Origin of the sequence: Pantoea sp. GD03673 (assembly GCF_029844725.1) — a bacterium.
Lineage (GTDB): Bacteria > Pseudomonadota > Gammaproteobacteria > Enterobacterales > Enterobacteriaceae > Pantoea.
Genome location: NZ_JAOCKJ010000003.1, coordinates 38,231 through 61,545 on the forward strand (window position 1 = coordinate 38,231; position 23,315 = coordinate 61,545).

At 51.6% G+C, this 23,315-nt stretch carries 18 protein-coding genes and 2 pseudogenes; 14 read left to right on the forward strand and 6 right to left on the reverse strand.

The genetic code is table 11. The annotated features are described in order from the left end of the window. Positions 1–5: 5 nt before the first annotated feature. The 7 genes from N5J69_RS06060 (at position 6) to N5J69_RS06090 (ending at position 10,696) form a co-directional block, all read left to right on the forward strand. Entirely contained in the window at positions 6–911 is a 906-nt protein-coding gene (locus N5J69_RS06060) for a LysR family transcriptional regulator (RefSeq protein ID WP_279768800.1), read from the forward strand. Between the two features lie 480 nt (positions 912–1,391). Further along, on the forward strand, positions 1,392–2,630 hold the full coding sequence (locus N5J69_RS06065) for an acyl-CoA dehydrogenase family protein (protein ID WP_279768804.1): 1,239 nt from the start codon (positions 1,392–1,394) through the stop codon (positions 2,628–2,630). Positions 2,631–2,737: 107 nt separating this feature from the next. Continuing rightward, entirely contained in the window at positions 2,738–3,229 is a 492-nt protein-coding gene (locus tag N5J69_RS06070) for a flavin reductase (protein WP_279768807.1), read from the forward strand. A gap of 926 nt (positions 3,230–4,155) precedes the next feature. After that, positions 4,156–5,304 (forward strand): efflux RND transporter periplasmic adaptor subunit, encoded by a 1,149-nt coding sequence (locus N5J69_RS06075; protein WP_279768810.1) that lies wholly within the window; start codon positions 4,156–4,158, stop codon positions 5,302–5,304. A gap of 1 nt (position 5,305) precedes the next feature. Continuing rightward, the gene (locus N5J69_RS06080; protein WP_279768812.1) at positions 5,306–8,467 is read left to right on the forward strand and encodes an efflux RND transporter permease subunit; all 3,162 of its coding nucleotides are present in this window, start codon (positions 5,306–5,308) and stop codon (positions 8,465–8,467) included. Beyond that, the gene (locus tag N5J69_RS06085; RefSeq protein WP_279768814.1) at positions 8,467–9,897 is read left to right on the forward strand and encodes an efflux transporter outer membrane subunit; all 1,431 of its coding nucleotides are present in this window, start codon (positions 8,467–8,469) and stop codon (positions 9,895–9,897) included. The genes N5J69_RS06080 and N5J69_RS06085 overlap by 1 nt, the downstream gene beginning before the upstream one ends. Positions 9,898–10,114: 217 nt before the next feature. Further along, complete coding sequence (locus N5J69_RS06090) at positions 10,115–10,696, forward strand: TetR/AcrR family transcriptional regulator (protein ID WP_279768815.1); 582 nt, start codon at positions 10,115–10,117, stop codon at positions 10,694–10,696. A gap of 1 nt (position 10,697) precedes the next feature. On the opposite strand, the gene N5J69_RS06095 is transcribed toward N5J69_RS06090, so the two are convergent. Beyond that, positions 10,698–11,261: a TetR/AcrR family transcriptional regulator gene (locus N5J69_RS06095; protein WP_279768817.1), complete on the reverse strand. Its 564-nt coding sequence runs from the start codon at positions 11,259–11,261 to the stop codon at positions 10,698–10,700. A gap of 234 nt (positions 11,262–11,495) precedes the next feature. After that, entirely contained in the window at positions 11,496–11,744 is a 249-nt protein-coding gene (locus N5J69_RS06100; protein WP_279768819.1) for a hypothetical protein, read from the reverse strand. 458 nt (positions 11,745–12,202) lie between these two features. Between N5J69_RS06100 and N5J69_RS06105 the strand changes: the two genes are divergently transcribed. Further along, positions 12,203–12,883 (forward strand): SOS response-associated peptidase family protein, encoded by a 681-nt coding sequence (locus N5J69_RS06105; protein ID WP_279768821.1) that lies wholly within the window; start codon positions 12,203–12,205, stop codon positions 12,881–12,883. 102 nt (positions 12,884–12,985) lie between these two features. Here N5J69_RS06105 and N5J69_RS06110 read toward each other — a convergent pair whose 3' ends face one another. Beyond that, positions 12,986–14,149, reverse strand: a complete 1,164-nt coding sequence (locus N5J69_RS06110; RefSeq protein WP_279768823.1) for an EAL domain-containing protein — start codon at positions 14,147–14,149, stop codon at positions 12,986–12,988. Between the two features lie 615 nt (positions 14,150–14,764). On the opposite strand from N5J69_RS06110, the gene N5J69_RS06115 reads away from it, so the two are divergent. The 5 genes and pseudogenes from N5J69_RS06115 to N5J69_RS06135 all read left to right on the forward strand — a co-directional run. Continuing rightward, positions 14,765–15,721, forward strand: a complete 957-nt coding sequence (locus N5J69_RS06115) for a D-2-hydroxyacid dehydrogenase family protein (protein WP_279768824.1) — start codon at positions 14,765–14,767, stop codon at positions 15,719–15,721. A 380-nt stretch (positions 15,722–16,101) separates the two neighbouring features. Further along, the gene (locus N5J69_RS06120; RefSeq protein ID WP_279768826.1) at positions 16,102–16,650 is read left to right on the forward strand and encodes a GNAT family N-acetyltransferase; all 549 of its coding nucleotides are present in this window, start codon (positions 16,102–16,104) and stop codon (positions 16,648–16,650) included. 116 nt (positions 16,651–16,766) lie between these two features. Then, positions 16,767–18,191: a trehalose-6-phosphate synthase gene (locus N5J69_RS06125; protein ID WP_279768828.1), complete on the forward strand. Its 1,425-nt coding sequence runs from the start codon at positions 16,767–16,769 to the stop codon at positions 18,189–18,191. Between the two features lie 585 nt (positions 18,192–18,776). Then, positions 18,777–19,006, forward strand: a pseudogene (locus tag N5J69_RS06130) (type II toxin-antitoxin system RelB/DinJ family antitoxin). Beyond that, positions 19,006–19,095 (forward strand): annotated as a pseudogene (locus N5J69_RS06135) (type II toxin-antitoxin system mRNA interferase toxin, RelE/StbE family); the annotation flags it as partial. The pseudogenes N5J69_RS06130 and N5J69_RS06135, both read left to right, overlap by 1 nt. Positions 19,096–19,141: 46 nt before the next feature. On the opposite strand, the gene N5J69_RS06140 reads toward N5J69_RS06135, so the two are convergent. Continuing rightward, on the reverse strand, positions 19,142–20,050 hold the full coding sequence (locus N5J69_RS06140; RefSeq protein ID WP_279768829.1) for a LysR family transcriptional regulator: 909 nt from the start codon (positions 20,048–20,050) through the stop codon (positions 19,142–19,144). A 106-nt stretch (positions 20,051–20,156) separates the two neighbouring features. Here N5J69_RS06140 and N5J69_RS06145 point away from each other — a divergent pair, with 106 nt between their 5' ends. Then, positions 20,157–21,182 carry an NAD(P)-dependent alcohol dehydrogenase gene (locus N5J69_RS06145; protein ID WP_279768832.1) on the forward strand — a complete coding sequence of 342 codons (1,026 nt, stop codon included), beginning with the start codon at positions 20,157–20,159 and terminating at the stop codon, positions 21,180–21,182. 262 nt (positions 21,183–21,444) lie between these two features. Here the strand turns inward: N5J69_RS06145 and N5J69_RS06150 are convergent, their stop codons facing one another. Next, on the reverse strand, positions 21,445–22,275 hold the full coding sequence (locus N5J69_RS06150; RefSeq protein WP_279768834.1) for an oxidoreductase: 831 nt from the start codon (positions 22,273–22,275) through the stop codon (positions 21,445–21,447). 373 nt (positions 22,276–22,648) lie between these two features. After that, on the reverse strand, positions 22,649–23,311 hold the full coding sequence (locus N5J69_RS06155) for an NAD(P)H-binding protein (RefSeq protein ID WP_279768836.1): 663 nt from the start codon (positions 23,309–23,311) through the stop codon (positions 22,649–22,651). Positions 23,312–23,315: the final 4 nt, after the last annotated feature.

The window sequence follows — 23,315 nt, forward strand, 5'->3', positions numbered from 1 at the left end:
ACGTGATGATCAATATGCAACGCCTGGCTATGTTTGTTGCGGTAGCAGAGGCGGGCAGTTTTACCGGTGCCGCTCAGACGCTGGGACTTACCAAAGCAGTAGTCAGTTTCAATATCAAACATCTTGAAGAAGAGCTTGGTGTTTCACTGCTGACAAGAAGTACCCGACGCGTTTCGACGACGGATGCCGGAGAACGATTTTATCATCGCTGTCTCCAGCTTCTTGAGGATGCCGAAAGCGCCCTGGAGGATGTCCGCAGCGATCATGCCGGATTAAGCGGGTTGCTGAGGATCACCACAACCCCGGAGTATGGGGCCAGGGTGATTGTGCCAGCACTCACGGATTTTACGGCGAAACATCCACAGTTACGTATCCAGCACGTTTCTTCATCAAAAAATGACGATCTCATTGCCGGTCGCTTTGATGTGGCTATCCGGCTCGGTCATCTGGCCGATTCCAGCCATCATGCCCGTCTCATCGATCGGTTTGATATTCTGGCGGTTGCAGCGCCGCGTTATCTGAGCACCCTCCACACCCGGTCTGTCCGGAACCTTGAACAGCTTGCTTCTGCAAAATGGATTGCGCATAGCCGCTTATCAACGCCGCTCAGCTGGCAGGTTGTCACACCCGGCGGGCTGATTGTACTGTTGAGCGCCAGCTCTCCAGCAATGGTCATGGCTGACAGCGCGTCCTCTTTGCTGGCGTTTGCGTTAGCCGGAGCTGGCGTTACCCTTCTGCCGGCCTGGCTGGTACAGGATGAGATAGCGAAGGGAAGGTTAATACATCTTCTGCCCGATCATCTTTTTCCCCCACAGGGTATCTACGCGCTTTATCCCAATACACGCCATGTGCCGGAAAAAGTGCGGACATTCATTGATTTCCTGCACGATCGCTTAGTGGCAATAACCTGAGCCTGAAGCAACGAATAACATTCAAAAAACTGATTATATGCGTCGGGGAAGGTTTTTTTCTGGCCTATGTCAGAGTCCCTCATTTTTTTATATTCATTGCATTTGAGCACGCCTAATCCACGAGGCTTACAGGTTTTAAACGTTTAACTTTATGATGGTTAGGTCGATTGATTTTTGCGCAATTAAGCTACTTAATTGGCTTTCCTGAACTGTATAAAATAAAAACTGAAAAATTACATTTAAAATAATAATACTAATGCGAATAAAATCATCTACTTACTATTAGTTATCGCGTGAGATGATGCGACGGAAAATTTATCATATCTGCCTGTAAATTAAACGCTAAAGAGGCCCGGGCAGGACTTTTGGATAGAAAAGTTTACAAGGAAAAATGAGGGGTTATTACAGAATTAAGTTGACAGTGAAAGGGAATATATTGTCTCTTATCGCCGATTTGTAAATTAACTTCAGCAAGAAAACATGAGAATTGCTTGTGTTTTTGCCTTCTGCGGGTCTGGATCACTCAGGGAGAATGTAAAAATGATCGGTTTATCGTCGTCAGTCATGCAATCGGGCATTGTGGATTTGGCACCCTCAGAATTTGAGGCGCTGTTGAGTAATATCAGAGAACGGGCACTCACAGGTGAATTTGATGATCGCAGACATATCTCTCAAGACATCATTGAGCGTTTCAGGACGGCCGGTGTTTATAGGGCACTGGTGCCTCAGCGATTAGGCGGGAAGGAATCTAATCCTTTTGATTTTTGTCAGCTGATTGAATGCCTGGCAGAGGCTGACGGCTCTGCCGGATGGGTAGCGAGTTTTGGGATGAGCCCATTTTACCTTTCAGCTCTACCTTCAAAAACACTTGAAGCGCTTTACAATACCGATAAAGGAGCCGATATCATTTTTGCAGGAGGCATTTTCCCTACGCAAACGGCATCTCCGGTTGAAGGAGGGGTAAGAGTTACGGGCCGCTGGCGGTATTCGAGTGGATGCATGGGCGCAGATGTTGTTGGCGTGGGGATTCAGACGGAATCAGCGGGGGGTAAAGAACTTCCCCGGGTGGCTGTGCTGCCCGTGTCAGATGTCACGATTGATCAGACATGGAATATGGTGGGCTTAATGGGTACCGGCAGTCATGATCTGGTGGTAAAAGATGTTTTCGTTCCTGAGGAGTGGACTTTTATCCGGGGAGACAAAGCAAACCTTGAGGAAAATCTGTTCAAATATCCTACCCTTTCACTGGCAACACAGGTGCTATCTGTGGTTGCGATTGGCGTTGCGCGGCGGGCAATCAATGAAGTCCGAAATACATCAAATCTGAATCTGTCGGTCACCGGCGCACCTGCAACAATACAAAAACCTACCGCTAAAATTGAGATCGCTAAAGCTGAAGCACGTTTTCATTCAATGCGCTCTTACTTTTATCAATCACTGCAAAACGTATGGTCCTGCATTTCCAAGGGAGAAGGATTATACGATCATCAGATAAATATGTTGCGTTTATCCAGCACCAACGCTGTTCACGAAGCAGCAAAAATTTGCCGCAACATGCAATTATTATCAGGTATGACTGGCGTTTCGAAAAATCACCCTGTCGCCAGATGTGTTAATGACACTATGGTAATAACCCAACACGCTTTTATGGGTGAAATGACGTATTTAAATGCAGGTACGATGCTATGTGGGCAGCTTCCCACGGCAGGATATCTGTAATTTTATTTGCAAATAAGCATGAATTTCTGGTTGGTTTTTTATAATAATACGATACGTATTATTAAACCTGAGTAATAAATTTCACTTAGATCGAAATGGTAAAGAAAATGATAGACATTAATGATTTTCGCAATGGAATGTCAATGCTTGGTAGCGCTGTTTCTATTGTCACCACCGCCCATGAAAAAAACAACTATGGAATGACTGTTTCCGCAGTGTGTAGTGTGACCGATACCCCACCAACGTTACTGGTATGTATTAACCGTAAATCATGGTCCCATGATTTTTTTGTTTCCAGCGGCGTGCTATGTGTGAACATACTCTCTTCATCACAAAAGGATTTATCATCTTCATTTGCCAATAAATCACTTTCAATGGCAGACCGGTTTAGTTCCCATAGCTGGTCAAAACTTCATACAGGGGCACCCGCATTAGATGATGCACTGGTGAATTTTGATTGTGAGATCAATGAAGTAATCGAGAATGGTTCCCATAGCGTTCTGTTCGCAAAAATCAGGAAAATGCGTATGGGCCAACCTTCATCAGGTTTAATTTATTTTAACAGAAACTATCATGGCATACCTGAAAGCACGTTGTGATATGTTTTTACCTGAATAAATATATGAGCACTTATTCAGGGAGCAGGAAAATCGTGGCAGAGAGTGTTAACAAATAGCTGCAAAACGCCTGTGTGAGTAAAATCATTGGTGGCTATCGACACTCTTCATGCAATACTGACCTTCTTTCGACGCTGTTAATGGGGTTATCTTACGCTTAATTCACCTTTCAGATATTTTACAAATCTGGTTGCCGAAGATAGCGGATGCTTTAAATAATCTTATTGATTACTTTCAATATCTGAGGTTCATGGCTTATGTGTGAATAATCGCTAGTATAAACGCAGGTGCTCATAAGTAAGTTCTGAAGCATTCTATTCAGAATCAGTTATGCAAACCATTTTTTCGAAAGCTGTCTGAAAGGAGTCGGAGAATTCTAACTGTCCCATTACAAAGTGATGCTTGGGTAAACATTACTATCAAATATAAGCAGGCGGCATGCCCATATCTGATTGAATCCGCCAGATTGATTGTTCAGTTTTTTTCAAAATATGTTTCGTATAGAACATTTCCATAACTTCAAGCGTTGCACAGGCACATCGCCCTCGCCTGACATGGGGTATGCATGCCCTCATGCATCTGCATCTTCAAACCGTTAATCATCTTATCTGCAACAGAAACGCTTATTCACTGAGAGGATTTTGAACCGGGATAATCGCTTTATAAAAATGATCACCCGCGTAGTTAATTACATCCCGGCGGATTGACCGTCCTGCTCCGGTGTCAACGGTGCCACACAAGTGGCGGGCGCTGCTAAAAACCTGACGATCCCCGGCTGCTTTCTTCGTGATTGACAGTCAGCAGGCTTACATATTTCCGGACATTCTTCTTTTCGTTTTGCTGACATACATTTTGATGCTGCTTAATTAGACTGCACGCTGAGAATGAACGTTCATTACAGGGTATTTATGAGAAAGTTTCAGCGCAGTGTGATCGCAGGAATTGTGATGATGGTGGCGGCCTGCGATCAAAACAGTCGTCATCCGGATACAAACATGACCACCGAAGTGGGTGTGAAAACATTACAAACGGAATCTGTGACACTGGATAGCCAGCTGGCCGGGCGCGTAACGGGAAGTATGACATCAGATGTCAGGCCACAGGTGGATGGCATCATCCAGAAACGCCTGTTTGCAGAGGGGGATGACGTCAAAGCCGGGCAGATACTCTATCAGATCGATCCTGCCAGCTATCAGGCCAGTTACGATCAAGCCTTAGCACAGCTGAAAAATGCACAGGCGCTGGTGAAAAGCAGCAAATTGAAAGCTGAACGCTATGCTGCGCTGGTGAAAGAAAAGGGTGTGTCACGGCAGGATGCCGATGATGCGCAGGCAACCTATCAGCAGAACGTCGCCTCTGTCGATCAGTACCGCGCTACCGTTGAAAGTGCCCGTATCAACCTGAACTATACCCAAATCAAAGCGCCCATCAGTGGCCGTATCGGAATCTCATCGGTGACGCCAGGTGCCCTGGTGACGGCCAGCCAGACCTCTGCACTGGCAACGATTCGCGCACTTGATCCCATCTATGTCGATCTGACCCAGTCCAGTGTCCAGCTGCTGAAACTGAAGCGCCAGCAGGCGTCACTGCAGCAGAGTACAGATGCCGTGGCTGTCAGGGTCACTCTGGAAGATGGCACTGCCTATGAACATCCCGGCAAGCTGGAACTGACCGAAGTCTCTGTTGATGAAGCGACGGGCACGGTTACGCTGCGGGCGATCTTCCCCAATCCGCAGCATGAACTTTTGCCCGGCATGTACGTTCGGGCCAGTGTCACCAATGGCGTAAAAAGTGATGCCATTCTGGCACCGCAGCAGGGCATCACCCGGGATGCGAAAGGCCATGCTACGGCGCTGGTGGTGGATAACGAAAGTAAGGTTGAAAGCCGTGAAGTTGTGGCCGATCGCGTGATTGGCAACAAATGGCTGATTACCTCGGGCCTTCATCGCGGCGACAAGCTGATTGTGGAAGGAACCGCGAAAGTGCAGCCGGGCATGCGTGTCAGCGCCGTTGAAGTGACGCCAGACGATAAAGCCGCTTCAGGCGAGGGCAATTGATATGCTGGCTCAGTTCTTTATTCGTCGTCCGGTTTTCGCCTGGGTTATTGCCCTGTGCATCATGATGTTCGGCATCCTGAGCATCAACAGCCTGCCTGTGGCGCAATACCCGGATGTGGCACCGCCGCAAATCAGTATCCAGGCAACCTATACCGGTGCATCTGCGGAAACGCTGGAGAGCAGCGTGACGCAGGTCATTGAGCAGCAGCTTACCGGGCTGGATGGATTGCTCTATTTCAATGCCACCAGCACGGCATCTACGGGTCAGGTCAGAATTAATGTCACCTTCCGGCAGGGCACCGACCCGGATATTGCTCAGGTTCAGGTGCAGAACAAGGTTCAGCAGGCAGAGAGCCGCCTGCCGACCGCCGTCACCGCACAGGGTGTGACCGTGCAGAAGGCGCAAAGTGACTTTCTGCTGATTCTTGCGTTGTACGATAAAACCAACAAAAGCAGCTCATCAGATGTCGCCGACTATATGGTGAGTAACATGGAAGACAGTCTGGCACGCGTACCGGGGGTGGGCAGCGTTCAGGTATTTGGTGCTGAATATGCGATGCGTATCTGGCTCGATCCGGCCAGACTGGCCTCCTATTCACTGATGCCTTCTGATGTCACCACGGCCCTTGAGAGTCAAAACACGCAGGTCTCCTCCGGTCAGTTAGGCGCACAACCAGCCAGCAAAGAACAACAGCTGGTGGCGACAGTCCGCTCACGGTCACGTCTGCAAACGCCTGAGCAGTTCCGCAATATCGTACTGAAAAGTCAGGCCGATGGATCAGTGGTGCGACTGAGTGATGTCGCACGCGTTGAAATGGGTGATGAGGATTACAGTTCTAACGTGCTGGCGAACGGTCATCCGGCATCCGGTATTGCTGTCCAGCTGGCGTCAGGGGCTAATGCGCTCTCAACCGCCGAACAGGTAAAAGCCAGAATCAATGAGTTCCGCAGCACTATGCCTGCTGGCTATGAAATTGCGTATCCCCTCGACAGTACCGATTTCGTCAAAATCTCAATAGAAGAGGTAGTTAAAACCCTGATCGAAGCGGTGATCTTAGTGGTCATTGTGATGTTTGTTTTCCTGCAAAGCATCCGCACGACGCTAATCCCGGCGATTGCTATCCCGGTGGTATTACTCGGCACCTTTGGCGTGCTGTCCCTCTTTGGCTATTCAATTAATACCCTCACGATGTTCGGTATGGTGCTCGCCATCGGCTTACTGGTTGATGATGCCATCGTCGTGGTTGAAAACGTCGAACGTGTGATGCGTGAAGAGGGCTTACCACCGCGACAGGCAACGGAAAAATCGATGAAGGAGATTACCGGTGCGTTGATTGGCATCGCCATGGTGCTCTCGGCGGTGTTCCTGCCAATGACCTTTTTCAGCGGATCGACGGGTGTGATCTATCGTCAGTTCTCAATCACGATTGTTTCATCAATGGTGCTGTCGGTGATTGTGGCGCTGACGCTGACCCCCGCACTCTGTGCCACCCTGCTTACACCGCATGATCACGAAAGCAGCAGCAAAGGGTTTTTCGGCTGGTTTAACCGCAGCTATGAGAAAGTCCAGGCACGCTATCAGTCTGGCGTTGGTCATGTTGTGAACGGTTCAGTGCGTTATCTGCTGCTGTATGGTGTGCTGCTGATCGGCTGTGCGGTGCTCTACATGCGCCTGCCGACGGGCTTCCTCCCGACCGAAGACCAGGGTTACATCATGGTGCAGTATCAACTGGCCCCTGGCGCCACGGAAAATCGGACAAGTGACGTGCGTCGTCAGGTACAGCACTACTTTGCAACCCAGGAGAAAGATAACGTTAACGTCAGCATGCTGGTAAACGGCTTTAGTTTTGCGGGGAATGGTCAGAACGCCGGTATCGGTTTCATTGCGCTGAAGAACTGGAGTGATCGTAAAGGCAGCGAAAACAGTGCTGATGCTATTGCCGGTCGCGCAATGAAGGCGCTGTCGGGCATTCGTGATGCGCAGGTTTTTGTGCTCACGCCACCGCCGGTTTCCGGACTGGGTCAGTCAAATGGCTTCACCTTTGAACTGCAGGCGCGTGGTGCCACCAGCCGGGATGAGTTGCTGTCTATGCGGGATCAGCTCATCGCGGCTGCCAACAAGGATCCCGCGCTCAGTGCCGTGCGTGCCAACTCGCTGCCGAGCCTGCCGCAGCTGGATGTCGATATTGATGATGCGAAAGCACAGTCGCTGGGTCTGACCATTAGCGATATTAACAGCACGTTAAGTGCGGCCATCGGGGGGAGCTACGTGAATGACTTCACCGATCGCGGTCGTGTGAAAAAAGTTTACATCCAGGGGGAACAGCAGTTCCGCAGCAAGCCGGAAGATATTGACCAGTGGTATGTCCGTGGCACGGACAGCAGCAGTAATACCACGATGGTGCCGTTCTCATCCTTTGCCTCAATGAAATGGGCGTATGGTCCCGATGTTCTGTCACGTTATGACGGCCTGGCCGCTTACGAAATTCAGGGTTCGGCGGCGGCTGGCAAGAGTTCCGGGGACGCCATCTCCGCAATGGAAAAGCTGGTCGCGAAATTACCCGCAGGAAACACATTTGCATGGAGTGGGCTTTCTTATCAGGAAAAACTCTCTGGCAATCAGGCCATGTCGCTGTATGGCATCTCGCTGATTGTGGTGTTCCTGTGCCTTGCCGCGTTATATGAAAGCTGGTCAGTGCCCTTTTCAGTGATGATGGTGGTGCCACTAGGCGTTATAGGCTCGCTGCTGGCGATTACCCTGCGGGGACTGGAAAACGACGTTTATTTCCAGGTTGCGCTGCTCACGATTATCGGCTTATCGGCCAAGAACGCCATTCTGATCGTGGAGTTTGCAGAAGAGCAATACCGTAAAGGAGAGAGCCTGCTCAGGGCCGCAACGCATGCAGCAACGATGCGCCTGCGTCCCATCATTATGACCTCGCTGGCCTTTATTGCGGGGGTGCTGCCACTGGCTATCTCGACGGGCGCGGGCGCAAACAGCCGCATCGCCATTGGTACCGGTATTATCGGGGGAACCTTAACCGCAACGCTGCTCGCCATCTTCTTTGTACCGCTGTTCTTTGTGCTGGTCCGTCGTCTCTTTCCGGCCAGGCCGCATCAGGAAACGCTGTCGTCAGACTCTGCAGCAAGGGTGAAGGAATAATGACAATGTCTGCAAAATTTTTAGCCGTGTTTTTACCCTGTTTCCTTGCGGGATGTGTTTCGCTCGATCCGCATTATTCCCGCCCTGAAAATGCGGTCGTTGCAGCAAATCCGGCGGGCGAGGCTTACCGTAACCTGCCGAGAGCCGCGAGTCATTATCGCGAGGTGGGCTGGCAGGATTATGTGCAGGATCCCCGGCTCCGCCAGGTCGTCGCAATGGCGCTGGACAATAGCCGCGATTTGCGGGAAGCCGTTGCGAGTGTGAAATCAGCACATGCCCAGTATGGTGAACAGCGCGCGAATCTTTTCCCCACACTCAGTGCCGATGTGAGTGGAACGCGTTCTCGTGCGCTGACAGGAGAGGGCAATCAAACGGCACTGGGCAACAGTTACTCCGCAGAGGGCAGCGTCAGTTCGTTTGAGCTGGATCTGTTTGGAAAAAATCAGAGCCTGTCTCGCCAGCAGTATGAAACCTACCTTGGCACGCTGGAAGGTGCGCGAAGTACGCGCCTGACCTTACTCTACAACACGGTCGATTACTGGTTACAGCTGGCCGCCGACCGCAGCAATCTTGAGATTGCAAAAGAGACCGCAGAGAGTGCGCGAGAGTCACGGGAGGTGACACGCAAACGTCTGCAAAACGGCGTCGCTTCTATGGTGGATGTCGCCTCAGCAGACACCACTTATCAGTCTGCGCAGGCAGATGTCGCCAGCTATACCACGCTTGTGGCGCAGGATAAGAATGCACTGGAGCTGGTGGTGGGTCACCGCGTGCCTGATAATCTGCTGCCGCAGAACATTGAGACTATTGGTCAGGCCTTACGTGACGTACCGGCCGGTGTTTCATCTGAAGCCCTGATTAATCGTCCGGATGTGTTGCAGGCTGAGCACAATCTGAAGACAGCCAATGCCAGTATCGGTGCGGCACGCGCTAACTTCTTCCCGAGCATTTCACTGACGGCGAGCGGTGGCGTTGGCAGTGCCGATCTCTCTTCACTGTTTAAAAACGGGGCGGGAATCTGGTCCTTTTCCCCCAGCATTTCGCTTCCAATCTTTAAAGGTGGCTACAACGTTTCTTACCTGAACTACACCAAAGCGCAAAAGGAGTATTACGTGGCGGCCTATGAAAAGGCGGTGCAAACTGCTTTTCAGGAAGTCGCAGACGCACTGGCGCGTAAAGGCACCCTCAACGATCAGCTGACCCGCCAGCGTAACAATGTGGCTGCTTCACAGACCTATTATCACCTGGCCGATCTGCGTTATCAGAATGGCGTGGACACCTATCTGAATGCGTTAACTGCTCAGCGTACGCTCTACACTGCCCGAACCAGTCTGGTCAGCGCTGAGCAGGCGTACTACCAGAACCTTAATACGTTTTACAAGGTTATGGGTGGGGGGACGGCATTGCAGGAGTCGGCAGTGAAAATGTAAAGACGGGGTGCGCATTCATATGTACGCATGCGCACCCTGTGTCACGCGCCGTTTACTCTGTCAGGTCGGGTAAGCAGGTTTTGCCTGGATATGTCGATGTCAGAAGGGGAACTCAGAACATTTCAACCCGGGGCTGATATGTCGCGGCCTGCCAGTCCCGGTTATCATAGCGCAATGATTATCAGGAAGCGCCAGACGTCAGTTAACAGGAGTGGTTGTGAGCAAGTCAGACAATGAGGATTTCCTGCAACAGCGGCAGGCGCAGATCATTTCTGCGGCGAAAAACTGCTTCAGTCGCTCTGGCTTTCATGGCACGAGCATGGCTGACATAAGCCATGAGTCCGGTCTGGGTGCCGGACAGATTTATCGCTACTTCAGCAGCAAGGAGTTAATCGTCAGTGAAACGATAAAAAGTATCGCAGAACACTGGCGGGTGTTTTTGCTGGAAAACATCCAGCGATTGACCAGCACCGCAGAGATCATCGATACAGAATCTGATTTTTGGCAGGCGTGGTCTTTCAGGGACCGTTGTCTGCTGCCTGAAATGTATTCAGAGGCATCGCGTAATCAATCCGTACGCGCGTTACTTGCGCAGGAAGAAAACGCGTTAATGACGGAACTGGACAGGGTATTTGAGCAGCAGATGCCCGCAGCGACCCCTCAGCAGCGTAGCGACCGTATTCAGTTTTTGCTGATGCTGATCGATGGCGTGGCCTGTCGGACGTTTGGCGATAAAAATCTTGATCAGCAGGAGTTAGCGCGGATTAACAGCCTTCTCAGCGGCCATCTTTTTTCCTGAATTAAGCCGCACTGTGCCGATTGATATCGCGGCTGATGACATCCAGGAATGACATAAAGCTGCCCTCAATTTCGCGTTGTTTCATACAGCGCCGGATTGTCAGGCCATCTATGATCAGTGACATAATATACAGGCGTGTCTCAATCACCTCAGCCTGTAATGTCGGATTAAGAGCCAGCTCCTGAATAACAAAGTTCTCTTTTAAAGCCTGCCACGCATCAGAAATTATCTGACGGATGCGTTCATTTCGCGTGGCCTCTGCAGATATATCAATAAGCAGTACAATGTTTTTTTCAACATCGATTGACACGACGTGGTGCGCAGAAGAGGGCAGGTTCCCGGCAGGAGCACGATTAGCGAGGTTGTTTTTCAGTGAATCTATCATTCGCTGCACTACCCGCTTTATGAGTGCTTCGATAATAGCTTCTTTATTTTTATAATATTTATAAATCAGCCCGACGCTGATTTTAGCCTGCCTGGCGATGCTCTGAACCGATGTCTGATAAAAGCCTTTCTGTCGCATGCAGTATTCAGCTGCATCAAGAATGTCCTCGCTGCGGTTCATAATAACACTCACATTTCAGAAAATATGACTCTACCTCCTTTCAAACTGCATGGCTATACATCGGCGTTGCAGGCTGCTGCATGAATGGCTCTTATCAGCATGCGGTGCGGTGCTGTCGTGGCCTGACAGCCGGGAAAAATCGGCCATAGCCGCAAAGGCAATCGACAGGGTTTCAAACATCTGTTTTCCCCGTTAAACACTGACAGGTGAATGCCGGGCATTCATGCGACTCCGTTATCCGTTGTCACCAGCAGAATGCAGATGATTACGCCGGTACGCTTTCCATTCAGCCCAGCAATTGTCGGGATTGATATCAGCGTAACCGCGACATTCTGCCATCGTGAGAGCAATGTCGCTTGCCACTTCAATCGCCGAGGCATTATCCCGGATGCTGCTGACTTCTTCTTCAGTAAGCGGACTCCCTTTCTCATTCTCATTTTTCAGCAGCAATGGGATGAGGGCAGGGATGAAAACGATACTCATGAGTTATTTTCCTTATTGTTAAAGCGATGGTCATAATGAACTCACTGACATGCGACCCTTGCTTCATGCTGTTAATAGCCCTGTGAAAGCTACTGCCTGCGGAAAGGTATCGGGTTATCGTCGCAAGACTCAGCACGCATTCATTGTTGACCTGTATTGCCATCGATGAAGGTGAACAGACCGGCGCCCTGTTCTGGCTGACCGGCTGGTCCTGTGGCTGTGTAATGAATAATCCGGGTAGCGTCGAAGCCCGCCTCCGCCATAATGACCACGCGCATCTGTTGTGAACGAGGCAGCAATCAGCGAGGCTATTGGCTGTAATACGCCCTTTCATCATTTCGCCCATTCATATTGATTAATCCTGTTTTCGACAAACCGGGCGACATCTTCAGCGAAATAATCACTCTTTCAGGATTGACCTGATTTCTGCTGGGCTACTCTTATTGAAGGAGGTGCCTATGTGTGGACGGTTTGCGCAGTACAGCAGCAGAGACGACTACTTTGACTCTCTGGGGCTGAAGCCCGATGAAATCATTTTTGATCCGGAGCCGATAGGGCGTTTCAACGTTGCTCCGGGCACGAAAGTGCTGCTGCTTAATGAGCGGGACGATGAATGTCATCTTGACCCGGTTTACTGGGGCTACGGTCCGGCGTGGTGGAATAAGCAGCCGCTGATCAATGCCCGCAGTGAAACCGCCGCAACAGGCCGTATGTTTAAGCCGCTGTGGGAACAGGGTCGCGCTATTGTTCCCGCCGATGGCTGGTATGAATGGACACGTGACGGTGACAAAAAACAGCCTTACTTTATTCATCATAACGCGCATGAACCGTTGTTTTTCGCCGCCATTGGCAGAGCGCCTTACGGTAAAGACCACGGGCATGAGGGATTTGTTATCGTGACGGCAGCAAGCAACAAAGGCATGGTTGATATCCACGATCGCCGTCCACTGGTTTTAGATGCGGCAGCCGTACGTGAATGGCTCAGTGTTGAAACCTCACCCGGACGGGCGCAGGAAATTGCCCATGAGGCTGCATTGCCCGAAACGGCTTTCTCCTGGCATCCTGTTTCAGCCAGAGTCGGGAATATTCATCATCAGGACGAAAAGCTTATCGAAGAGATTAATCCTGAGGGCACATAAAGAGCAGGTGAGCTATTTCCCGCGTAGCCTGCCATGTTTTACGCCGGAACATCAGGGCTAAGGCGGGTCGCAATGGTTAATCCTCCCAAAATAACAGGCCGTTTACTCACCCTGCCGGTTGCTCATTTTCACACCAAATACACAAAATCCCAGCAAATCTTTGGCCTCATCTTCCACCCGGGTCACCATGACAAGATCGGACGAACCGTCAGGGAGCCTCACCTCATACGGCGGGTAAGGGAGTCCTTTCAGGCGGAATTCCTGCAGCCAGAGAAGTTTTTCAGCCTGAGACGGAATGACTTCATAAATATATTTGTGAATAAGATCCTGCGGGGCCCAGCCGACCCGTTCGGCAAAGGTGTCGCTGGCATCCACGATCACCAAATCCGGGTTCAGAAAACAGATGGACGTGCCGGGAATCGCATACATTGATGATATCTGATGCGCGCGCTGATCAAGGGAAAGACGCGAAAGCCGCCGCAGAAACCCTTTATCGGGTACGGTGTGGAGCATTTTACAGCTTTCCGCGCCTGAGACCGGTTTCCCGAACAGATAGCCCTGTGCATAGAGGCAGCCTATCCCCCGTAGCATTTCTGCCTGTTCCTGGGTTTCTACACCCTCCGCGATGACATCCATATCAAGGCTTCGGCCAAGCCCGGCCACGCTGGAAATAATCTTCCGGCTGTCCTTTTTGTGCAACATTGATCGAATGAAACTGCCGTCAATTTTAAGTGTGTTAACCGGTAACTGAATCAGCCAGGCGAGGCTGGAATACCCTGTACCAAAGTCATCCATTGCAATCGTACAGCCCATCCCTGCCAGAGCTTCAATCTCAGTCCGGGCGGTGTTGATGTCATTCAAGAGGGCCGTTTCCGTGATCTCAATCTTCAGCCTGGCGAGATCGAACTGAAATTCAAGGGCGGTATTTCGTATTATTTCAGTAAGATATCTCCCGTTCAGCTGGGAAGGTGACACGTTCATGGATAAAAACTGCTGTTCAGGCCATGCGGCGGCAACTTTAAAACCCTGGGCCATGAGGCTGAGCATCAGTTCATCAAGCAGACCATTTCGCTCCATCGCGGGGATAAAGTCTGCTGGCGGCGTCACGGTGCCTTCCGGCGAGATGTGTCGCGCCAGCATTTCAAACCCCATTACGCGCAGATCTTCCAGAGAGACGATAGGCTGAAAAAACGGGTGAAACTCACCACGTTTAATACGCTGCTGCAAAAGATTGCGCGTCTCATCATTGTTCATATCAGGTTTCATCTTATTCCTGTAAATACCTAATTTTCAGCCTGTTAAAGAAAGTCCCTCTGAAGTTCAGGCTTTATAAACACAGCTAAAACTGTCGAAAGTCGCGTTTTGATTTAATCTTTTGGTCAGCGTAATCATTACGATAACCCCATTCACATGACGTCTTATCTCAACGCTGTCTTATTGTTTAATTCAGCAATATTTTATTACATTCAGGGCGTGTACCTGCTTTTTGCGGGCGAGCAACATGGCATGTGTACCAGCGTTATCGGCTTCAATGAGCTTTTCATTACACCGTAATAGCATGAAGCTGAAGCAGGAATTGCTTCGCATTCTGAATGCGCGCTTAGGTTATAGCAGATGGATCGAATACGGGTGGAAAAAATTTTCCTGGGATGGTCTCATTATTCCGCCACGATAAAAAGATTCTTTCTTATAAGACGGGAGAGGAAAGCCAGACGAGCATTCGCTATTATCGAAAGGGGGAGTTAAATGCCCGGTTAAAAATAACACAGCTGAAGATTGAATATTAACAAAGGTAATGAGTCTGGCAAACGTCAGTCGGGTAAAGGCGTTATTAATTGATGTTTAGCGGTGAGCAAAAATTTTTAATAATGAGGTTTCCTGATGACCATTCGTATTGTTATTCCAGATGATTATCAGCGTGCCACACTGACGCTGAATTTCCTCCATAGCAATAACAATTTTCAGTGCGATGTACTGGGCGATCTCAGCAGGGATCCGCTGGCAGATGAACGGCTATCATCGGCAAAAGCATTAATTCTTATCCGCGAAAGGACGGTGATCGATGAGGCCTTTCTGCGACGGACTCCAAATCTGAAATTGATCAGTCAGACGGGCAAGCTGTCGAGGCATGTTGATATTGATGCATGTACACGGGCGGGCGTCGCCCTTGTGGAAGGCAGCGGCTCTCCGGTTGCGCCTGCGGAGTTAACCTGGCTGTTGATCATGGCATCCCGAAGAAAATTCGTCTCATCGGTGAAGGCAATGGCGCAGGGGCACTGGCAAACAGAAACCGGTTCGGCGGTGCATAATCAGGTCATCGGCATTCTGGGGTATGGGAAAATTGGTAAACGTATTGCTTCCTATGCCGCCGTTTTTGGGATGCAGGTGCAGATATGGGGAAGTCTGCGTGCTCAGGAAGAGGCGCGTGCTGACGGGTGGAGGGTGCCTGAGAGTCGGGCGCAATTTTTTGCCACCAGCGATGTGTTAACCGTGCATCAGCGACTGGTGGCGGCAACGCAGGGCAACATTACACCAGCCGATCTTGCGCTGATGAAAAGTGATGCGCTGTTCGTCAATACCAGCCGTGCTGAACTGGTTTCAGAAGGCGCGTTGCTGGCTGCCCTGAATCAGGGGCGGCCCGGCTTTGCGGCACTGGATGTGTATGAAGAAGAACCCCTGTACAACACCGGGCATCCTTACCTGCAGATGCCAAATGTACTGTGTACGCCGCATCTGGGATATGTTGAACAGGCCAGCTATGCGCACTATTTCAGAACCGCATTTGATAACGTTGTGCGTTACTTCAGGGGCGACAGGTCGCATGTGATAAATGGTTGAAGCTTTCGGGCATAATCACCCGTTTCATCGCGATCCTCAGTGCCTGTTGCACCGGTTCCTGACTCAAATCGAAGTGGTGCCGGAAAGGTGTCTGTAGTCAGCGAACCTCTGTTTCGCATTCAGCTTTTTCAGGCGCGATTAACGTTACTGCTTCGCCTGCCTTTGCCAGAGGGCCCGTTCACGACATCATTCATAACCGTTTAAATTCCCTGACTTCCATTCACTGACTTTGCGCGTCATCCGGACCGCTGATCGTAAAGCAGGCAGATGATTTGCAGCGTTTTTACACCCCAACGGGCTCTTTTTACGCCATTTTTACAGACCTGGCGGTTTAATTAACGGCACCGGGCGCGTAAGCGCCTTTCTTCAGGAAGCCGTGAATGAAATGCATCAATAAGCCCTGGTCCATACCTGGATGCCGCGAGGCGGCATTCGCCGATCTGGCTGAGCAGCAGCGCCTGCGCCTTATCTCGCCCCGCAAATGGTTTCGGGATGCCATTGAAGCCAGTACCGATCCGGCCTTACTGAATTATCGCCTGATAGCTGAATGGCTGGGCACAACGATCCCGGACAGTCGTGCGCTGATTCTGGCGCTGAACAGCAGCCTCTGTTTCGGACTTTACCGTAATGGCCGACAAATCGGTTTTGCCCGGGTCGTCACTGACATGGCTGAAACCTGGGTAATCCGGAATCTTTATATTTCTCAGGAGTATCGCTTTGTCGGGCTGGGTTCGTGGCTGCTGCGCTGCTGCCTGTCTCATCCCGGTGCCAGGGGCTGCCGCAGCATCATTGCGATGGGTGAACCCGTGCCGGACTTTTTTGAGCGCAACGGCTTCAGTGCATTTCCCTCGCTGCCCGGCGTCTGGGGGATGACGTTGCACGACGGGATGTATGACCCGTCTGACGTAAAAAGTGCCAGCAGGCATTAAGCCGACAGGGCGCACTTATGAGTGGTCTTCTCCAGTTTATCCTCCGACCTCAGCTTCACAGCCGCTGTATACCAGGTTCTGTTACCTGTTCACAGCACTCGCTTAAGGAATTCACCATGTCAGGCCTTATTCTTGTTTCTCACAATCAATCGCAACGATCGACGCTTACTGCCGTCTATGACGGAATACTCTCCCGTCAGGGCGGCCTCTGGATTAGCTGGAATGGTGAAAGCACCGTTGTCCCGCATGAGGGGGCAAGATCTTACGCCGCGCAGCAGCAGGGTCAGTATGAAACGGTCACGTTTCCCTATACGCCAGCCGAGCTTGAAGAGGGATATCACACTTATATTCATAAGGGGCTCTGGCCTGTTTTCCATCAGCGCCCGGACATGGCCCGTTTTTCTGCAAGTGGATTTCAGGAATATAAAAACATCAATAAAGCGTATGCGCGCGCCATCTGTGAAAATGCCACCCCTGACGATGTTATCTGGCTTCAGGATTATCACCTGCTGGGCTGTGCCACCTTTATCCGTGAAGAGGGCCTGACCAACTCCGTCGGCATTTTCCTGCATCAGCCTTTTCCGGCGGGCAGAATGTTTGAAAGCATCCCGGAGTGGCGCTGGTTCACCGACTCGCTTTTGTGTTGTGACCTGATTGGTTTTCAGACCGTGCAGGACAGGAATAACTTCCTCGTCTGGCTGGAGAGCGAATTCCGGCTGGAGCGGCTGGAAGCGGACAGCTTTCGCGTTCATGGCCGGATCATCAGAGTCGGTGTCTTTCCGGTCGGGATTGACCTGGACGATGTTGAGTCTCTGCGCGAGAGTAACAGCTGCGCCTTTATGGAAATGCAGTGCCGCGAAAGTCTGCCCGAAAATAGCGTACTCAGCGGCGGCCACCTGGATGAGAGTTCGGGCTTGCCTTACCGCATCAGCACGCTGGAAGTGCTGTTGCGAAGGCATGAATGCTATCAGAAAAATATTACGCTGTTGCAGCTTGCGCCGCCCTCAGCCGGACATGCACACGCGGCGTCACAACTCGGACACGCGCTGGAAGCGCAGTGTGGTGAGCTTAATGGCGTGCATGGCACCATGAACTGGTATCCGGTTAACTATCTGACTCACGCTTACAGCCGGGAAGAGCAGGCCGGTCTCTATCGTGCCTCACGCGTTGCGCTGGTGACGCCCCTCATGGCGGGTATGAGCCTGATGGCGAAAATGTATGTTGCCCTGCAGGACCCGAAAAATCCTGGGGTGCTGATCCTCTCGCAGTTTGCCGGTGCCGCCGATCAGATGGAGGGGGCCATTATCGTCAATCCTTATGATCCTGATGCAATGGCCAGTGCGGTCCATCGCGCTCTGCAGATGCCTTTACACGAACGGCGCTCTTTGCATGCCCGTCTGCTGAAAGGCCTGCATATGCAGAACAATCATCACTGGGCCGGGTCATTTTTGCGAACGCTGAATGACGAGCCGACAGCCCCGTCATCGTTGCTGCCACCCGCGGTGTTGCCGCACCTCAGCAGTAGCCGGGCGAGATACTGAAATTTCAGCTTCTGTCGGCACGCGGTTATGACGAGGTGAACGCGCAGGGCAGGTATTCACCCGCCTGAAATCAGGCGCGGTTGACCTGCTTCTTATAAACGGTAACGAGCCTGCTCTCTGCCATGAGCAGCAAGCAGGCATCCAGTCCGTCAGAACGACAGGCTTTAAAGGGAAACGGACCGTACTGGTGAAAGAACGTTACTTTATTAATGATGCAGATAATAAAGGCCCTTTTCTGTGTGATCTCTCCCCGGTGCCGCGTAAATTATTTTCGAATTTTGAGAATCAGGTCTTATTCGATTCGCTAAGTGCTTTAAACAGTGCCATGAAAGGAATATCAACGGTATTAAAAGCGTTGAGAGGTCACGCTCTACCCGCTAATAAAAGAGGAAGCTCTGTACATCGCAGAATGATGGCTTCAATGAAACATAGTCTGAACCGGGGCGCATCGAACCGAAACCTTTCAGGGTCTGGATCTGACACAGAGCGGACGGTGAGCACCCTTCATACGACGCGTTTGGACATCCTCATGACCTGCCCTGGTATGTTGTAGCGCAATATTTGTAATGACATGAGGTGTAAGACATGGGTAGCATTAATTTACGTATTGATGATGAACTCAAAGCGCGTTCTTTTACTGCACTTGAAAAAAATGGGTATTACTCCCTCTGACGCTTCGTCTCATGCTTGAATATATCGCTGACAATGAACGTTTGCCGTTCAGACAGACACTTATAACCGCAGAGTTTATTGAGAGTGTAAAAGAACGTCTTCGCAATCCTCAGCCAGTACGTATGACGCTCGATGACCTCTGATAGTGCATTTACTGGATTTTGACGAGCAGGCATTAATGGAATGGCGAAAGCTGGGCTCGACGGTACGTGAACAGTTGAAAAAGACGCTGACAACATCGGGACGACCTGAACATCTGTCTCTGGCCGTGCCCGGCCTCAAAGCGTCGCCATCATCGCCGGAAATTCACTCACCAGTTTATCCACGGCCAGCCTGACTTTCAGGGTTAGATGCGGCGTGCGCGGCCATACAGCATAGACAGGCCAGCGTCCTGCAGACCGGTCTTTTAATATTTCTGTCAGGCTGCCGCTCACGAGTTCCTCGCGCACCAGCCAGTAGGGCAGTGAGGCGATGCCGCCGCCTGCCAGGGTGATATCTTTGACCGCCTGCATGTCATCCATCATAAATCGGGCTGGTGGGATTAAATCCGTTATCTCATCCTTTTCATTTTTAACGCGCCACTTAAGAATGCGCCCGGAACGGATGTAGGCGACGGCGGCATGCTGTTTCAGCTCATCCAGCGAAACCGGCTCGCCAGCCTGTCGAAGGTAATCAGGCGACGCGCAGAACACCATAGTGTGAGAACCCAGATCCCGCGCGATGAGACGCGTGCTGTCAGGCAGTGCGCCGATTCTGACAGCCAGGTCAAATCCCTCTTCTTGCAAATCCACGGGCCGGTCGCTGAATGACATTTCCAGCTCCAGTGCGGGATGCTCTTTCGCCAGAGCGGCCAGCAGGGGTGACACACACAACTGACCGAGGAGAACCGGAACAGATACCCGCAGTTTTCCGCTTACCTGCAGCTTGCCACCTTCCAGAATGTCTTCCGCCATGCTGATTTCATCCAGCGCCCGACGGCAGGCTTCGTAATAAAGCGTGCCTTCGTCGGTCAGACTCTGGCTGCGGGTGGTTCGGTTAAAAAGCGTAACGCCCAGCCTCTCTTCAAGCCGGGATACCGTTTTAGCGACGGCTGAACGTGTGACGTGCAGTTTTTCAGCCGCCTGCGAAAAACTCACTGACTCCGCAGCAGTCACGAAAACAGGAATGCTGTTCATTTCGCTTTTCATATTGTCGCCCTGGGGGAACCAATTAAGGGAAATACTATCTTCACTGTCACTTAAATGGCAATGCTAGAATTCTGACTGTCTCTTAATCACCCCATCAGGAATCATCATGGCTCGCACAATGCAACGCTGGACCTTAAATCAGCCCGGTCGTCAGAACCTGACCCTTACGGCAGCTCAGATCCCTCAGCCTGGGCCGAACGAAGTGCTGGTTCGGGTGAACGCCATCTCCCTTAACTTCCGGGATAAGGTCATTATTGAAGGCGGAATGGGTAATGGCATGCCTCTGCCTTTTACCCCAGGGTCGGACATGGCTGGTGTGGTGGAGGCTGTCGGGCCGGGCACAACCCGCTTCAGTCCGGGAGAACGCGTTATATCGACTTTTTTCCCGGACTGGATCGACGGCAAACTTCATAACGATGCCAGAAACCCGCGTTATGACACCACAGGGTACGCGCTTCAGGGCGTACTGGCTGAATACGTGGTCATGAACGAAGCGTGGCTGGTCAAATCACCTGAGTCGCTGTCCGATGCGGAAGCCAGCACGCTGGTTTGTGCAGGCCTGACCGCCTGGTTTGCACTGATTGAGCGCGGAGGCCTCAGGGCAGGTGAAACCCTGCTGGTTCAGGGAACCGGTGGCGTGGCGCTTTTCGCACTTCAGATTGGTAAAGCAGTGGGAGCCGAGGTATTTATCACCTCATCCAGCGATGAGAAGCTGGCTGCTGCGAGGGCACTCGGTGCCGATCACGGAATTAACCGCACGCGTGAGGATTGGGTCGACGCTATTCACCGGTTGACCGGCGATCGAGGCATCGACCACGTTGTGGATACCGTCGGAGGACGTAATTTTGCAGATTCTGTTCGCGCCGTCGCTTCACACGGCCGAATCTCCCTGATTGGCATGATGGACACAGACGACATTACCGTCCCCGGCGGCATGCTGTTGCTCAAGTCGCCGACTGTGCAGGGCATTGGCGTAGGCCACCGGCGGGCGCTTGAGGATCTGGTTCGGGCTGTGGACGTCATCAGACTCAGGCCTGTCATTGATAAAACCTTCCGCTTCGGCGAACTGCCACAAGCGCTGGAACAACTCGACAACGGCGCGTTTGGAAAAATCGTCATAAGTGTGGGCTGACTTTTCTGAATCAGGTTACGTCTGGCGGCGGGGCCTTAAAATGGCTTCGCCGGTTACCTGACTTCCGTTGCCAGCCTTTTATACCGGGTCTCTGCTGCCTGCTTCGAGACATGACAAAATCCCTAAGCCGGACCCGCCAGGGCACCTGTCACACCGGAAACGCCCGGACTGCGCCCGAAGCCCCGTGCGGTGCCGGTGATGAATCAGACTTACTGTTATGACACACGTTATGCGATGAACCGGTATCAGCGCTGACCGTCTTTCAGCGTATCTGACTGAGAATAATACGGTCGAAGATGCGGTCGCCCAGCCAGACGCGCATGCGGATGAGCATCTTTGCAAACTTACCGGCCGCATACCGGGTACGCGGGTTGCTGCTTTTCACTGCCCGGGATACGACGTCTGCAATGACTTCTGGTGAGCTGCCTGTGCCGTGCCCGTAAGTTTTCTTTATCGCGGCAGACACGATACTGACAAGGTGTCCATAGGGACCGCTGGCCGAACGTCTGATAAGCGTGTCACTGGCGGCATCGCCGAAACCCGTCTCTATGACACCGGGTTCAACAATCACTACTTTTATCCCGAAACCCGCGACTTCAAGCCTGAGGCAGTCTGACCAGCCTTCCAGCGCATGTTTAGTTGCGTGATACCAGGCGCCCAGAATGCTGTACATTTTGCCGCCCATGGAGGTGATGTTCACAATATGTCCGGAGCGTCTGTCTCTCATCGCGGGGAGCAACAACTGTGTCAGCCGTGCGGCACCAAACAGATTGACCTCAAACTGATAGCGGGCTTCATCAATCCCGATTTCTTCTACCGGGCCGTAGAGGCCAAAGCCGGCATTATTAACCAGCACATCAACACCGCCGGTCTGGCTCAGAATTGTTTTTACACCGGAGACAATGTCCTCATCGACAGAAATGTCCATCCGCAGCGGTCGGGCACCAAGACTGACCAGGTCGGCCATCTTTTCAACGTTGCGGGCCGCAACGTAAACCTGATAGCCATCCTGTATCAGACGGCGGGCGATGGATTTACCCATCCCGGACGATGCGCCGGTGACCAGCGCGGTTTTCTTTTCCTGAGTAAACATAGGCACCTCAATGAATGAACGGCGTTTAGTTTGCCTGAACCCATGCCGGGAATGTCTTGCGTTGTACGCCAGACTTCTTGCTGAAGGTGCCATTCGTTGCAGAAAGCGCGCCATTTTTGAGCTAAGCGGGAATACGCTGACCTGATGCGTGGCAGTTTTTCGATAGCTGTTTTACAGCCCCTCATCTTCGGGAACCCGCGCTAAACGGGACAGGCTGGATACCTCAGCAAAGGAAGCCACACCCATATTCTAAAACGCTTGAGAGGGTGCTGGCTGCCTGAAATGTGCCTCCTCGCGGAAGGTTCAACAGTACCGTAGCCGAAGTGCGAGCAGACCATCAACAGCAGTGGTAACTATGAACAGAATGTTCATTTCACCCGGTCACAGTTCCCCGTTCTGTTAACTGATCGGAGGACAGGATAACTATCCCCTTCGTCACAGGGACCGTCTGTGTCAGGGCCCGTGCTACAGCCAGAGCCTTCACTGGTTTGTAAGCTCCGGGAAGAACGGGAGATAACAGTCTGGCTATCGGGATGGAAATAATTTCCCCCAGACGCACCGGCTGACCCAGTCCCGCACGGTAGTCGAGCAATAAAGCGGGTCGCGCAATAACCAGCGTGGTGAGCGGCAGTGCTCTGAGCGCCTCCTCCAGCTCACCTTTGACCCGCGTGTAAAACACAGACGATCTGGCGTTGGCACCGCTGGCGCTGACCAGCCCTATACGGCTGACCCCGGCGCGTATAGCGGCCTCTGCAACGGCCATATTAGCCTCAAAATCCACAGCCCGGAACGCCTCTTTGCTGCCTGCCACTTTGATTGTTGTACCCAGTGCAAGATAGGCTTCGTCTGCATGGGGAAGCTGCCCCAGTGACCTGAAATCGACGAGATGAACCTGTAACTTTGGATGACTGACTTTGAGTGGCTTTCTGCTCAGTGCATGGATGCAGATGACGTCCGGATCATTCAGAAGGAGCTGAAGGAGCTGTCCACCTGTGAGACCTGTGGCACCGGCCAGCAATACAACACGATTTGTCATGATG